Below are 13,206 nucleotides of genomic sequence, written 5' to 3'. Positions count from 1 at the left end.
CTTACGGCCCCGCGGTCCGGCGCGGATGATCGGTGCTGTTTCTCTCCGGCACCAACGTCAAGGAGCGTCAAATGATTCTGGTCACCGGCATCTCCGGCGGGCTCGGCAGCCTGATCTTCCATGGTCTCTCCGGCGAGGAGGGCCTCGACGTGGTCGGCGGCACCCGCTCGGGTGACGGGGTGGCCGCCCGCCGGATCGACTTCGACGACCCGGCGTCACTCGCCGAGGGTTTCCGCGGCGTGGACGTCCTGGTGTTCGTCTCGGCCGGGTACGCCGAGGACGACGTGGTGCTCGCCCGCCACGGCGCCGTGGTCGACGCGGCCGAGGCCGCGGGTGTCCGGCACGTCGTCTACACCAGCCTGGCGGGCTCGGGCAGCCTGATGACGATCGCGCTGCCGCACCGCTGGACCGAAGCGCGCCTCGCCGATGCCTCGTTCGACGTGACGATCCTGCGCAACGGCCTGTACGCCGAGCTGCCCGCCGGCCTGGCCGCCGCCGCGGCGGCGTCGGCGGCCGAGACCGGCGTCTTCGCCGCCGCGTTCGGCGCGGGACGGGTGTCCGTGGTGGCCAGGCGGGACCTGGCCGACGTCGCCGTCCGGGTGGCGGCGGAGATCCAGCGCGACCTCGCCGAGGGCCGGCGCGGCCGTCACGCGGGCAGGACGTACGAGCTGGAGGGCGTGGAGACGATCGGCGGCCAGGACCTCGCCGACGCGCTGGGCGACGCGCTGGGCCGCCGGGTCGACTACCACCCGATGTCCCTGTCCGCGGCGCGCGCCGCGCTGACCGGCCTCGGGCTGGAGCCCTATCAGGTCGCCCACACGATCTCGCTGTTCTCCAACGCCGGCGCCGGACTCCTCCAGGCCCGCGACACCGACCTGACCGCGCTCCTCCCCACCGCGCCGCGCCCCGTCCGGGACGTGGTGGTCGAGGCCGTGCCGGTGAGCTCCCCGTCCGTCGCCGGCCGGGCCTGAACAGCGGCGAGGCGCCCGAGGGCCCGAACGGCGCGAAGGCCGCCGAAAGCCCGAACGGCGCGGAGGCCGCCGACGGGAGACCTGCACCCGTCGCCCGCCCTCACCTGAGCCCGCCGCAGGACGGCCCGGCATAGCGCCCGCGCACCCGTCCCGGAGGGTGAGGGCCTTGGAAGGGTGAGGGTCCCGGAAGGGCAGGACCCGGAAGACGAGCAGGTGGTCGGTCAGGAGGGACGGATGAGGCCCTTCCTGATGGCCGCCGCGACCGCCGCCGTCCGCGAGTCGACGCCGAGCTTGGCGTAGATGTGCACCAGGTGGGTCTTGACGGTGGTCTCGCTCAGGAACATCTCCCTGCTGATCTGCCGGTTGCCCAGCCCGGCGGCGACGTGGCCGAGCACCTCCAGCTCGCGCGGGGTGAGAGTCGTGTCGGGAGCGCGCACCCTGCCCAGCAGACGGGAGGCGACGCTCGGCGCCAGCGCGCTGCTTCCGGCTGCGGCCGAGCGGATCGCGGTGTGGAGGTCGTCGGAGGGGGCGTCCTTGAGGAGGTAGCCGGTCGCGCCCGCGTCGATCGCGGCCAGGATGTCGGCGTCGGTGTCGAAGGTGGTGAGCACCAGCACGCGTGGACCGCCCAGGGCGACGATCCGCCTGGTCGCCTCGCTCCCGTGGATGCCCGCGCCGAGCTGGAGGTCCATCAGCACCACGTCGGGGGCGAGCCGCCGGGCCAGCTCGACGCCGTCCTCTCCGGTGGCCGCCTCGCCGACCAGCTCGACGTCGGGTTGCCCGGCGAGCATGGCGCGGATGCCCGAACGCACCACGGGGTGGTCGTCGACCAGGACGACGCGGATCACCGTACCTCCCTCGCGGGCAACGGCAGCGTGGCGGCGACGGCGGTTCCCTCGCCGGGGGCCGACTCGACGGTGAGGGTCCCGCCGAGGGCGGTCACCCGGTCGCGCATGACCCGCAGCCCGTACCCGGTGCCGGTCTTCGGGTTCCTGGGCCGGTCCGGGTCGAAGCCGCGCCCGTCGTCGTAGACGTCCAGCACCACCATGTCGTCCAGGTACGTGAGGGTCACCCGGCCGTTGGCGGCCCCGGAGTGTCGGCTGACGTTGCCCAGCGCGCCCTGGGCGACCCGCAGCAGCACCAGGTCGTAGTCGGCGGGCAAGGGCACCGGCACGCCGGACACCTCGAAGCGCGTCCGTGTGGCGCTGCCCGCGACGGCAGCCTCGCTGATCCGGCGCAGCGCGGCGGTCAGCGAGGAGTGCTGCAGGGCGGGCGGGGCCAGCGCCCTGACGAAGTTGCGCGCCTCCTCCAGGTTGTCCTGCGCCGCCCGCTCGGCCTCGGCGATGCGCAGCGCGGCCTCGTCCGGATGGTCGGTCAGGTCGCGCCGGGCGGCGCGCAGGAGCAGGATGATGCTGGACATGCCCTGCGCCAGCGTGTCATGGATCTCCCTGGCCAGGCGCTCGCGCTCGGTCAGCCGGGCGGCGTCGCTCTCGGCCTCGACGAGCTTGCCGCGGGTGCGTACCAGGTCGTCGATCAGGATCCGGCGCTGCTCGCTCTCGACGTACAGGGCCTTGTAGACCAGCGCCATCAGCGTGGCCACGACCGCGCCGATCGTGGGCCCGATCACCTGGGCCGCGGTCATCGTGCCGGTGTGCCAGCCGGCCGCCCCGATGGCTCCCACCGTCAGCACGGCCACCCCGGGCAGCGCGACGGCCAGCGGCAGCAGGTGGAGGTAGGCGAAGAACAGCGGGAAGGCCAGCCAGACGAACTGCGGCGCGGCCAGCACCAGCGCCGCCCAGCCGAGGGTGACCGTCACCAGCCAGATCCGGCCGAGCAGCAGGTGCGTGCGCCCGCCGAAGTGCGGCAGCCGCCCCTCGACGACGATCCCGGCCGCGTAGAGGACGAGCAGCAGCACGCCGCCCACCGCCAGGACGCCGCGTCCCTCTCGTGCGACTCCGGCGACCGCGATCACCAGGAGGATCGCGAACGTGCCGTGGATGGCCCATCTCAGGAGCCGGAGGGCGGGCGGGAACGGAAAGTCCATCATCTCTCGCTCAGCATGTCCTGCTCAGCTTAGGCGAGGCCCGTCGTGCGCCACATCGTACAAAAGGTGTATTCCAGCCGGGCCGAAGGAGCGACGCACAGGCCCGACCGGCTGCCCCAGCCTGGATTGGTCCGTGTCCAACCCATACACAACGGGGGGCTGCGCCGTGTTCGTGGCGCTCAGAGACCTGCGCTTCGCCAAGGGGCGCTTCGCCCTCATGGGCGGGGTCGTCTTCCTCATCACGCTGCTGGTGACCATGCTGTCCGGCCTCACCGCCGGGCTGGCCCAGGAGAACATCTCGGCGGTGGAGAACCTGCCCGCCGACCACGTCGTCTTCGCCGGCGGCGACAAGCCCGCCTTCTCCGACAGCCGCATCACCGACCGGACCTGGCAGGAATGGCGCAAGGTGGGCGGCGTCACCGCCGAGCGGCTCGGCGTCTCCATGGGACGGCTCAGCTACGGCGACTCCGGCGCCGCGGCGGCCGTCTTCGGCGTCCAGCCCGGCGGCGAGCTGTCCCCGCCGTCGGTCGGCACAGGCAAGATCGTGCTGTCGAGCGCACTCGCCGCCGACAGCGGCCTCGCCGTCGGCGACAAGGTGCAGCTCGCCGGCCGGGACCTCACCGTCGCCGGTACCGGCGGCGCCGCCTCCTACAGCCACACCCCCGTCGCCTGGATCAGCATCGACGACTGGGAATGGCTGGGCCGCCAGAGCGGCGCCGACACCGTGGCGACCGTCCTGGCCCTGCGCACCGACGGCACGCCCGACCTGGCGGGGGCCGACAAGCGGCTGGGCACCATGACCGTCCCCCTGTCCGACGCGCCCGCCGCCATCGGCTCGTTCACCTCGGAGAACGGCTCGCTCCAGCTCATGCGCGGGTTCCTGTTCGCGATCTCCGCGCTGGTCATCGGCGCGTTCTTCACCGTCTGGACGATCCAGCGGCGCGCCGACGTCGCCGTGCTCAAGGCGCTCGGCGCGAGCACCGGCTACCTGCTGCTCGACGCGCTGGCCCAGGCCGTCATCGTCCTTCTCCTGGGGGCCGGCATCGGCGGCGCGCTGGGAGCGGCGCTCGGAGCGGTGGCGAAGGGCACGGTCCCGTTCGTGCTGTCGGTGGCCACCACGGTCCTGCCCGTCGCGGTCATGGTCGCGCTCGGCGCCCTCGGGGCGGCACTGGCCATCCGCAAGATCACCTCCGTCGACCCCCTGACCGCCCTCGGAGCATCCCGGTGACCCTCACCTCCGCCGTCTCCCCCGGCCCACCCAGACCACCCCAATGACACCCAACCCCGCCGGCCCCTCGTCCGCCCAGGCCGGCCAGGAGACTTCCCGATGACGCCGACGAACCCCACCGAACTCTTCGGCCCGCTCAACGCCCCCAGAACAGCGCAATGACACCCAACCCCACCGACTCGTTGACCTCGCTGACCACCCCAGGAGTCCCCATGACATGGAATCCCGCGGACTCCCTCGACCCGTGCACCACCCCCGGAGCATCCCGATGACACTGAAGCTCACCGACATCGTCCTGACCTACCCCGATGGCGACCGGACGCTGACCGCGCTCGACCACGTCGACCTGGCGGTCGCTCCTGGGGAGTTCACCGCCGTCGTGGGGCCGTCAGGCTCGGGCAAGTCCAGTCTGCTGGCTGTGGCCGCCACCCTGATCACTCCCACCTCCGGCACCGTGTCCGTGGCCGGACAAGAGGTGTCGGCCATGGGCCAGGCGGCCAGGACCCGCGTTCGCCGCGACCACGTCGGGATCGTGTTCCAGCAGGCGAACCTGCTGCCTTCGCTCACCGCCCTCGACCAGCTGCTGGTTGTGGCGCACCTGGCCGGCGGCTCACTCCGCGCGGCGGCTGCCCGGGCCCGTGAGCTGCTGCTGTCCGTGGACCTGGGCGGCAAGGAGCACAAGCGGCCGCACCAGATGTCGGGCGGTGAGAGGCAGCGGGTCAACATCGCCCGCGCCCTGATGAACGAGCCTGAGGTGCTGCTCGTCGACGAACCCACCAGCGCGCTCGACCATGAGCGCGGCGAGCGGGTCGTTTCCCTCCTGGCCGAGCTGACCAGGCGCAACGACCTGGCCACGGTGATGGTCACGCACGACCTGGCCAGTCTGTCGGCTGTGGACACGGTACTGACCATGCGTGACGGCCAGCTCGATACTGACCATGCGTGACGGCCAGCTCGGTGCTGACCATGCGTGACGGCAACGCCGTTGACCACGCCTGACGACCAGCTCGGTTCACCACGCGTGCTCACCACGGGTGCCAGCCAGCTGATCTTGCGAGATTCCGTCGCCTCTTGCGATCGCAGAGTCTCTTAGGACCCGGAGCCTCTTGCGATCGCAGAGTCTCTTGGGGTCCGGAGCCTCTTGCGATCGCCGAGCCGCCGCGATCGAGGAGCGCCTTGCGATCGGTGGCCTCTTCTAATCACTTGACCTCATGTGACCGGCTCGTCGCCGGCGCCCGTCTTGTCGCTCCCGGTGGGCCGATCACTGGTGGGCGCGGAGGCTGTGTCCGGCAGCGACGGATCGGAGGCGAGATGCGGGTCGGCGTCGTGCTGCGCGAAGCCGCGATCCGGTGCCTGTCGGACGACGACAGCACTTGGGGATTCGACCACCCGTGGCGCTTCGTCACTCTGAGGCTGCTCATCAATATGTGGACGCTCAATGAGCGGCAGTGGGCCGTCGACAGAAGCTTGATCGATGGCTTCTGGCGGGTCGGCGGCTTGTGGAGGCTCAGCAGATGAGAACGAAATCTGCGTCGTCGGCGGCTGATCGACTGGCGCTGGCCTGTCGCGGAGATCGGAGCATTCGGGTGTGGCCGGATGGCCGGCGTCGGGGGTCGCTCCCGTATGTGGAGGGTGGTCTGAGAGCTGTGGAGGTGTCGGCTGAGGTTCGTCCGTCTGCGGCGGCTCAGTGGGGGTCCACGGCTCTGGGGCTGGAGGCGACCCCTGGATGATCGAAAAGACCGAGGACCCTGCGAGCGGGGAGTCTTCCGTCAGGGAGTGATCGGGGGTGGCTGGGGGCTTTGGGATGTGCGACGAGCCCGGGATCGGTGGACGGTCCGGCGCCGAGCGTGGCTCCGGTTCTGGTGAAGGGTCGGCCCATGGATGAGGGTCTGGGACAGGTGAGCCACCGTCCGAAGATGAGCCGAACACTGACTCCAGTGAACGCTCCGACGTCGAGTGAAGCTCCGCGATCGGTGAACAACCCGACCCCGGATAAGCGTCCGTGGCCGGCGAACGATCCGGCCCGGCAGAAGCCTCCAGGGGCAGCGAAGGTTCCGACCCCGGATAGGCATCAGTGATCAGTGAACAGTCCGCCCCTGGATAGGCATCGGTCACCAGCGCGCAGTCCGGCCCTGGATCGGTGGCCGGGTCTGAGGGGCAGTCCCGCGTCACGTAAGAGTGCGGGGCGGACGAGGGATCCGGCATTGAATACAGGTCCGGGTGCGGTGGGCGGTCTGGCGACGGGGATGAGTCTTGGAGGCGTGACCCTTCCAAGCGTGACTCGTCAGGGCGTGAGCCTTTCGAGCGAGCCCCCTCCGAGCCCCAATCCTCAAGGCGTGGCCTCTCCAAGCGCGCACCGTCCGAACCCGAGCCCTCGGAGCGCACCTCCTCCACGCGTGAATCTCCCAGACGCGACCCTTCCGAGCGCGACTCGGCAGGCCCTGACTCTGCAGGGCCTGACTCTTCAGGGCGCGGGCTTTCCGAGGCCGATCTCCCGAAGCGCGCCTCCTCCGAGGTCGAGTCCTCCGAGCGCGCCCCCTCCGGACCCGAGCCTTCGAGGCGTGGCCCTTCCGAGCATGATTCTGCCGAACGCGAGCTCTCCGAGTGCTCTCCCTCCGCGCGCGGCCCTTCCGAGCGCGAGCCTTCCGAGCGCTCTCGCTCCGCGCGCGCCCCTTCCTTGCGCGAGCCGTCCGAGTGGGCGCCCTCCGCGCGCGAGCCTTCGGGGTGTGGAGACTCGAGGTGTGGGTCTTCCGGGGTTGAGCCTTCAGGGTGTGGGTCTTCGGGGAATGAGGGGACGGGGATCGCGGCCGTCTGGGGGTCGGCGAGGTGGGTGGGCTGGATGACGGGGAGGCAGATGCGGTCGCGGCCCAGTTCTTTGGCTCGGTAGAGGGCCAGGTCGGCGGCGGCCAGGAGCTCTATGAGATCGTCGCCGTGCAGGCTCATGATCGCGACGCCTACCGAGATCGTCACGGTGATCATGGCGTCGTCGTCGGCGGCGACCGCCATGTGGCTGATCCGGTTGCGGAGGCGTTCGGCGACCTGGCGCCCCTCGTGGACGTCGGCCCCCGGCAGGAGGACCACGAACTCCTCCCCGCCGAAGCGGCCTACCACGTCGTACTCGCGCAGCTGGCTGCGCAGCGTGGCCGCCACTCCGGCCAGCACCTGGTCGCCGACGAGGTGGCCGTGACGGTCGTTGACCCGTTTGAAGTGGTCGATGTCGACGATGAGGAGCGCCAGCGTCTCGCCGGTGCGCCGGGCGCGGACGATCTCGGTGTCGGCCTCACGCTGCCACGCCGCCGCGTTCAGCAGGCCGGTCTTGGGGTCGGTGCGGGCGGCCGCCTGGAGCTGGGCATGCAGGAGGCTGCGTTGCAGCAGCACGACGGGCGGCAGCGCGAGGATCAGCAGGACGAGATTGAGTCCGGCCGAGATGGCCACGCTGACGCCCAGACACAGTTCCACCACGTCGAGCAGGGCGCTCTCCTTGTCCCACAGGACCGAGCGCCACGGCACCTCCGGATCGGCCATGTGCGCGGCCAGGGCGATGAGTGACGTGTTGAGCAGGGCGAACACCACGGCGGCTGCCACCGCCCAGCCGATCGGCTCGATGGCGCCGCGGGTCAGCGCCGCTGGATCGGGCACCAGCCGGTGGAAGGTCATCGAGGCGGCGCAGCCCGCGAGCCCGATGGCGGCCGAGCTGAACACCCGGCGATGCAGCACCGTCGCCCTCACCCGCCATTGCAGGAGGATCTGCAACACGATCGGCGCGAGCAGGGCGTACAAGGACGGCAGCAGCAGTGCCACCGGCAGCCACCACGCCGAGAGCAGGTCGCGGGAGACGCCGGCGGGCATGCCGAGACGTCTGGTCGCCTCGATGCACGCCGCACCGCATGCCATGAGCGCGACGAACGCCATGATGTCCGGCCAGCGGAGCGGGGTGGACACCGCCAACAGGACGATCGCGACGAGATCGAGAGTCACGATCCCGACGAGATAGACCACGAGCGGACGCCGTTGCCCGAGGAGGGGCCAGCGGCCGACCAGGGTGGACACTCCGTCGCGAGGCGTGATCGGGGTGTGACGAGGGGCCGCCATCACGTCTCCTCCCTGACTAACGATATGTAACACAATAGTTGCGGAGTGTGCGTTGTGCGATCGGAACCGCTACGTTGGGCACCGGGACCACCTGGGTCATCGTGGTTCCTAAGGGAGATTCCGCTCACGTCCCGAGCGGGGAAACACGGGAAAGGAGCAGCCGTGGTGCGAGGTGTGACCTGGACTTGAGCAGTGTGTGGGGTCCCGGTGTGTACGTCACGTCACCACTGCGTAGGTCCCCGGTGCATGGGTCCCCCGGTGTGTGGGTCTCCGGTACATGGGTCCCCGTTACATGGGTCTCCGCCGCCCATGAGTCGACCCCCCCTGAATTCGTGCCCCTGAACTTCTCCTCTGTGGTCCGTTGATTCGCCTGTTCGTTCGGCGGCTTGGTATTCGCTGCGGCTCTCCGCCGCCTCTTAGGTCTCCGGTCTTCTCCTCGATTCAGCCTCTGGAGCCCTGTCTTCTTTCCGGTCCGCCCATGGCCGACCCGATGGCCGGGCGTTCGTCGGTGACATCGGGTCGGCTGGGAGCCTTTCAGGTCAGGCGGCTATGGGCTCCCTCGTGGGCCACTCCGCGTCTTCCGGCTCGGGCTCGTTGTCGTTGTCCGCGCGGGAGGGGCGGCCCTTCGCGCGGGCAGGCCTGGCGGGGGGCTTGCCGGGAGCCGGGGCGGCGGCGGTGGGCGCTCGCTCTTCGCCGTTCGGTATGGCAGGGGTTTCGCCGTTCTGCGCGGCCGCCGGGCCGTTGTCGTTCGTTGGCGTCTCGGTCTCCGGGTGGGGGTCGGCCGGGGGCTCCGGGAAGGGGTGGGTTGTCCGGTTACCGATGGCGGTCCCGGCGTTTTCCGTGGTGGACGCGGTGGCCGCCATGGCCGCTCCGTCGCTTGCCATCGCGCTCCTGCTCGCGGGCAGGTGGGTGGTTCCGCCCATGGCCCAGTCCTCGGTCTCGGCGTCCAGGCGGTCGCGCATCTCCTTGCTCACCGTGGCCGGGCCGCCGGTCCGCTCCGGCTTGACGAACGTGCCGGCGCCCCAGCGCAGGTCGTGACCCACCGCGCTGGCCTCGATCTCGGGCATGAACCGGCGGTCGCCTTCCGGGCCGAACTCGCGGATGCGAAGCTTGCCGGACACCACCACGGGATGGCCCATCCTGATCGACCGCGCCACGTTGTCGCCGAGGGAGCGCCAGCAGCGCACCGCGAAGCAGACCCTCTCACCGTCGGTCCACTGGCCGGTCTTCCTGTCGAAGTAGCGGTGCGAGGTGAGGACCCGGAGCGAGGTCACCCTGGCACCGTCCTCGAAGGTGTACTGGCGGGGCTCTGCTGCGACGTTGCCGGTGAGCGTGATGTAGATGTCGTTCATCCGTTTGCCTCCCATGCCTGCGGGCGGGGTGCCCGCGGTCTGGGATCACGGTGCCGGAGCGGGGGGTGGCTCCGGGGATTCGAGCGACGTTCTGTGGATGGGGGCTTGGAGGTGGGACGGGTTGTGGACAACCCCGCCGCGGGAGCAGGCGGCGGCACGACGTGGTCCGGCCGCCCACGAGGATCGTCCGGCTAGCCCGCGAGGATCGTCCGGCTAGCCCGCCAGGCTCGTCGTCCGACTAGCCCGCGAGGGCGCGCATGGCCGTGTAGAAGGCGTGGTGGCGGCCGAGTTCGCGTTCGACCGGCTCCACCACCGACGACTCGGCCACCGCCGCGACGCGCCGCCGCATCTCCCGCTCCAGCCGTTCGCGCTCCTTCGACGCCCCCAGCTCCACGAAGTTGCGCGCGGCGATCCCCGACAGCACCCCCAGGCCGAGCACGGAGGCCATCATCAACCCCACCCACGGGAGCGCCGCCGTGTCGCCCAGGAGCTGGAATCCCAGCGGCGACTCGCCGGCGAACAGCAGCCCGGTCACGAGCCAGCCCAGTCCCAGCAGGAACGCCGCCACGAGCAGGTACTGCCAGATCTTCAGCAGCCACCACCAGCCGGGCACGTGGTCGAGCCGGGGCGCCACCTCCGACAGCTCCTGCGTGAGCGTCTGCGGGAGCTGCTTGAGGTGCGAGCGCGCCGCGTGCTGCAGGGACGTCCTCCACACCGGGTGCATGTCGGCCGACAGCCCGTCGGCCAGCGCCTGCACCGCGTTGACGACCTCCGCCGTCTGCGCGCTGACCGTGCCCGTGGTGATGCCGCGGATCTCGTCGCCGACGTCCTGCAGGCGCAGCGTCTTGACGGGGTCGGGGCGCAGCTTGGAGATCCAGCGCGGGTACGGCCAGCCGACCCACTGCATGGAACGCTCGGCGTAGACGTTCTCCATGGCCTCGCCCACCGCCGGGACGCCCACGGCGTCGCACAGCGCGTCGGTCAGCCCGAGCCGCCGGGCGTCGTCCACCGTCGAGGGCGCGGACAGCGCCTCCCCCACCGGCATGGACTTGGCCACCCGCTGTTCGAGCCGGTGCAGGTCCGCCTCCATCTTCTGGATGGCCGCCCGGCGCCGCGAGACCGCCGCCGCGACGACGCTCTTCAGGCTGTCGATGCCGCGTCCCGTGGTCGCCGAGGTGGGGACGACCGTCGGGTGCTCGACGCCTTCGCGGCGCAGCAGGTCGTTGAGGTCGATGACGAGTTCGGCGAGCTCCTCGGCGCTCAGCTTGTCGGCCTGGTTGAGCGCGAACACCGTCACCGCGTCGTGCCCGGCGAGCTCCGTGACGTAACGGCGGTGGGTGGAGGCGTCGGCGTACTTCTGCGGGTCGAGCACCCACACCACCAGGTCGGCCAGGCCGATGAGGCGGTCCGCCTCGTTGTCGGTGAGCGCCCTGATCGAGTCGTGGTCGGGCAGGTCGAGCAGGATCAGCCCGTGGAGCTGGCTCTCGCCCCGGTCGAGCGCGCTGGCGCGGGTGAACCGGTGCCGCTCCTGGATCTGCAGCCAGTCGAGCAGCGGCCCCGCTCCCTCCAGGCCCCACACGCAGGCGTGGGTACGGGCCGTGGTGGGGCGGCGCACGCCCGTGGGCGACAGCTCCAGCCCGGAGACGGCGTTGAACAACGACGACTTGCCGCTGCCCGTTCCGCCCGCCAGCGCGACCACGGTGTGCTCCGAGGACAGCTTGAGCCGCTCGCCGGCGCGCTTGAGCAGCGTGCTCGCCTCGGCCAGCAGCTTGGGCTCCAGGCGCCCCGGGCCCAGCTCAACGAGCTTGGTGAGCGCGGTGAGCCGCGGCGCGAGGCCGGGCCTGGTGGTCATGGTGCTCATCGGGTCACGCCGGGGGTCGTCGTCATCGTGCTCATCGGGTCGTCCCGGGGGTCGTCGGGGTGGTGTTCATCGGGTCACGCCGAGGGCGTCGGGGTGTCGTTCATCAGGTCACGCCCAGGGGCCTCGTGGAGGTCGGCGCGGTCGTCATCGGCTCACCCCCAGAGGCGTGGCGGGGGCCGGCGCGTCGGTCATCGCGCCACCTCCAGGTTGTACGTGGCCTGGTAGAGGCGCGTCGCGATGGACTCGTCCGGGATCCCGGCCGAGTCGAGCGCCTGCACGTACCGCATGGACTCCTCGTCGAACAACATCCCGATGCGGGCGCGCAGGTCGCTGAGCGCCTTGGCGCCGATGCCGCGCAGCGACTCGGCGCCCAGCAGCGCGTTGACCAGCCGGTGCGCGACCCCGGTGGTCACACCGCTGAACATCGCCACCATGAAGATCAACGCCAGCGAGTCGGCGTCGAACGACACCAGCTTGGACACCGAGCGCTTGGCCACCCCGTCCGTACGCACCAGCTCGGTGACGTGGTCCTGCCAGGCGGCGATGGCGCGGGCGGCGTGCCGTACGAGATCGTCGGAGGGCCGGTCGAGGTCCGCGACCAGCTTCGCGCCGAGCGGCGAGCGGTGGCGCCACCGCGCCGCCACCTCGTCGGCGGCGCGCGTGGCCGCGGCGACGATCACCGACTCCAGGCCGGAGCGCAGCGCGGCACGGAACGCCAGCACCCGTTCGGGAGCCTGCCGGGCGGCCCGGCCGCGCCGGCGCAGCTGGAGCGTGCGCATGAGGTCGCCCGAGCCCGCGAAGTCCTGCCATCGCGCGAGCACCTCACCGTGGATGAGCGAGCCGCCGCGGAAGGCGCGGTCGATGTCGGCCAGCGCGTTGCGGTACGCGGCGTCCACGTCCGAACGCAGCTCGGTCCGGAACGCGACCTGGGTCTCCATGTGCTTGGCGAGGGCGGGCACGCGGGTGCGGAAGCTGTTCAGCACGCCGTCCAGGGTCTCCCGCACGGCCTTCGCGCGCCGCTCCTCGTCGACCGACAGCTCCGCCAGCCACAGGCGCAGGTCGGTCACCTCGCTGTCGGGCAGCCGGCCGTCGACCACCTTGGACTCGCCGATGACGAACCGGTCGATCTCCCCCAGGCCGTACTCGGTGAGCATGCGGGCGAAGTGCTTGAGCACCACCTCGCGCGCCTTCGGCTGGACCCGCGACAGGACGATGGCCAGGCGGGCGCCGCGCTCCTTCGCCATGCGCAGGAGGTTCCAGGCGGGCGCGTCGGCGTAGCGGGCGGCGGTGGTGACGAAGACCCACAGGTCGGCGGCGTCGAGCATGCGCTGCGCGATCTCGTGGTGCTTCTCGACGACCGAGTCGATGTCGGGGGTGTCGAGCAGCGCCACACCCTGGGGCAGCTTCTCGGTGGGCACGACGACGAGGCTGTCGGGACCGGCGTCGGGCGTCGGCTTGTCGATGCGCCGCAGGCCGCCGAGCAGCTCTCCCTCGGCGAACCAGCGCTGGTCGTCCGGGTGGCAGGCCAGGACGGGCACGCCGGTGGTGGGACGGCGGACGCCGGTGCGGGAGACGTTCTTCTCGGCCAGGGAGTTGACCAGCGTGGACTTGCCCGCGCCGGTCGAGCCGGCCACCACGATGAGGGCGGGCGCGGTGCTGGT

Annotated in this window: 9 protein-coding genes; 3 read left to right on the top strand and 6 right to left on the bottom strand. The window is 71.3% G+C overall.

Translation table 11 applies throughout. The features are described 5' to 3' along the window. Window positions 1–71: 71 nt before the first annotated feature. Window positions 72–971, top strand: a complete 900-nt coding sequence (locus tag HT134_RS21175; RefSeq protein ID WP_175602129.1) for an NAD(P)H-binding protein — start codon at window positions 72–74, stop codon at window positions 969–971. 221 nt (window positions 972–1,192) lie between these two features. Here the strand turns inward: HT134_RS21175 and HT134_RS21170 are convergent, their stop codons facing one another. Both HT134_RS21170 and HT134_RS21165 read right to left on the bottom strand, forming a co-directional pair. Next, a complete protein-coding gene (locus HT134_RS21170; protein WP_175602128.1) occupies window positions 1,193–1,816 on the bottom strand; it encodes a response regulator transcription factor in 624 nt (207 codons plus the stop codon). Next, on the bottom strand, window positions 1,813–3,015 hold the full coding sequence (locus tag HT134_RS21165; RefSeq protein ID WP_175602127.1) for a sensor histidine kinase: 1,203 nt from the start codon (window positions 3,013–3,015) through the stop codon (window positions 1,813–1,815). Before HT134_RS21165 ends, HT134_RS21170 begins: the two co-directional genes overlap by 4 nt. 163 nt (window positions 3,016–3,178) lie before the next feature. Here HT134_RS21165 and HT134_RS21160 point away from each other — a divergent pair, with 163 nt between their 5' ends. Together HT134_RS21160 and HT134_RS21155 are read left to right on the top strand one after the other, a co-directional pair. After that, window positions 3,179–4,240 (top strand): ABC transporter permease, encoded by a 1,062-nt coding sequence (locus HT134_RS21160; RefSeq protein ID WP_175602252.1) that lies wholly within the window; start codon window positions 3,179–3,181, stop codon window positions 4,238–4,240. A 268-nt stretch (window positions 4,241–4,508) separates the two neighbouring features. Further along, window positions 4,509–5,186, top strand: coding sequence for an ABC transporter ATP-binding protein (locus HT134_RS21155; protein WP_175602126.1), 678 nt, complete (start codon window positions 4,509–4,511; stop codon window positions 5,184–5,186). Between the two features lie 263 nt (window positions 5,187–5,449). On the opposite strand, the gene HT134_RS44765 is transcribed toward HT134_RS21155, so the two are convergent. From HT134_RS44765 to HT134_RS21135, 4 genes are all read right to left on the bottom strand, one after another. After that, window positions 5,450–8,239 (bottom strand): diguanylate cyclase, encoded by a 2,790-nt coding sequence (locus HT134_RS44765; RefSeq protein ID WP_312888285.1) that lies wholly within the window; start codon window positions 8,237–8,239, stop codon window positions 5,450–5,452. A gap of 632 nt (window positions 8,240–8,871) precedes the next feature. After that, window positions 8,872–9,684: a single-stranded DNA-binding protein gene (locus tag HT134_RS21145; RefSeq protein ID WP_175602125.1), complete on the bottom strand. Its 813-nt coding sequence runs from the start codon at window positions 9,682–9,684 to the stop codon at window positions 8,872–8,874. 238 nt (window positions 9,685–9,922) lie between these two features. Continuing rightward, entirely contained in the window at window positions 9,923–11,536 is a 1,614-nt protein-coding gene (locus tag HT134_RS21140) for a GTP-binding protein (protein ID WP_246364724.1), read from the bottom strand. A 197-nt stretch (window positions 11,537–11,733) separates the two neighbouring features. Further along, on the bottom strand, window positions 11,734–13,179 hold the full coding sequence (locus tag HT134_RS21135; protein ID WP_512698717.1) for an AAA family ATPase: 1,446 nt from the start codon (window positions 13,177–13,179) through the stop codon (window positions 11,734–11,736). Window positions 13,180–13,206 lie beyond the last annotated feature (27 nt).

This window comes from Nonomuraea rhodomycinica (genome assembly GCF_013363995.1).
GTDB classification, from domain to species: Bacteria; Actinomycetota; Actinomycetes; order Streptosporangiales; family Streptosporangiaceae; genus Nonomuraea; species Nonomuraea rhodomycinica.
Note: the sequence above shows the minus strand (reverse complement) of the source record. Positions and strands in the feature narration are given on the sequence as shown.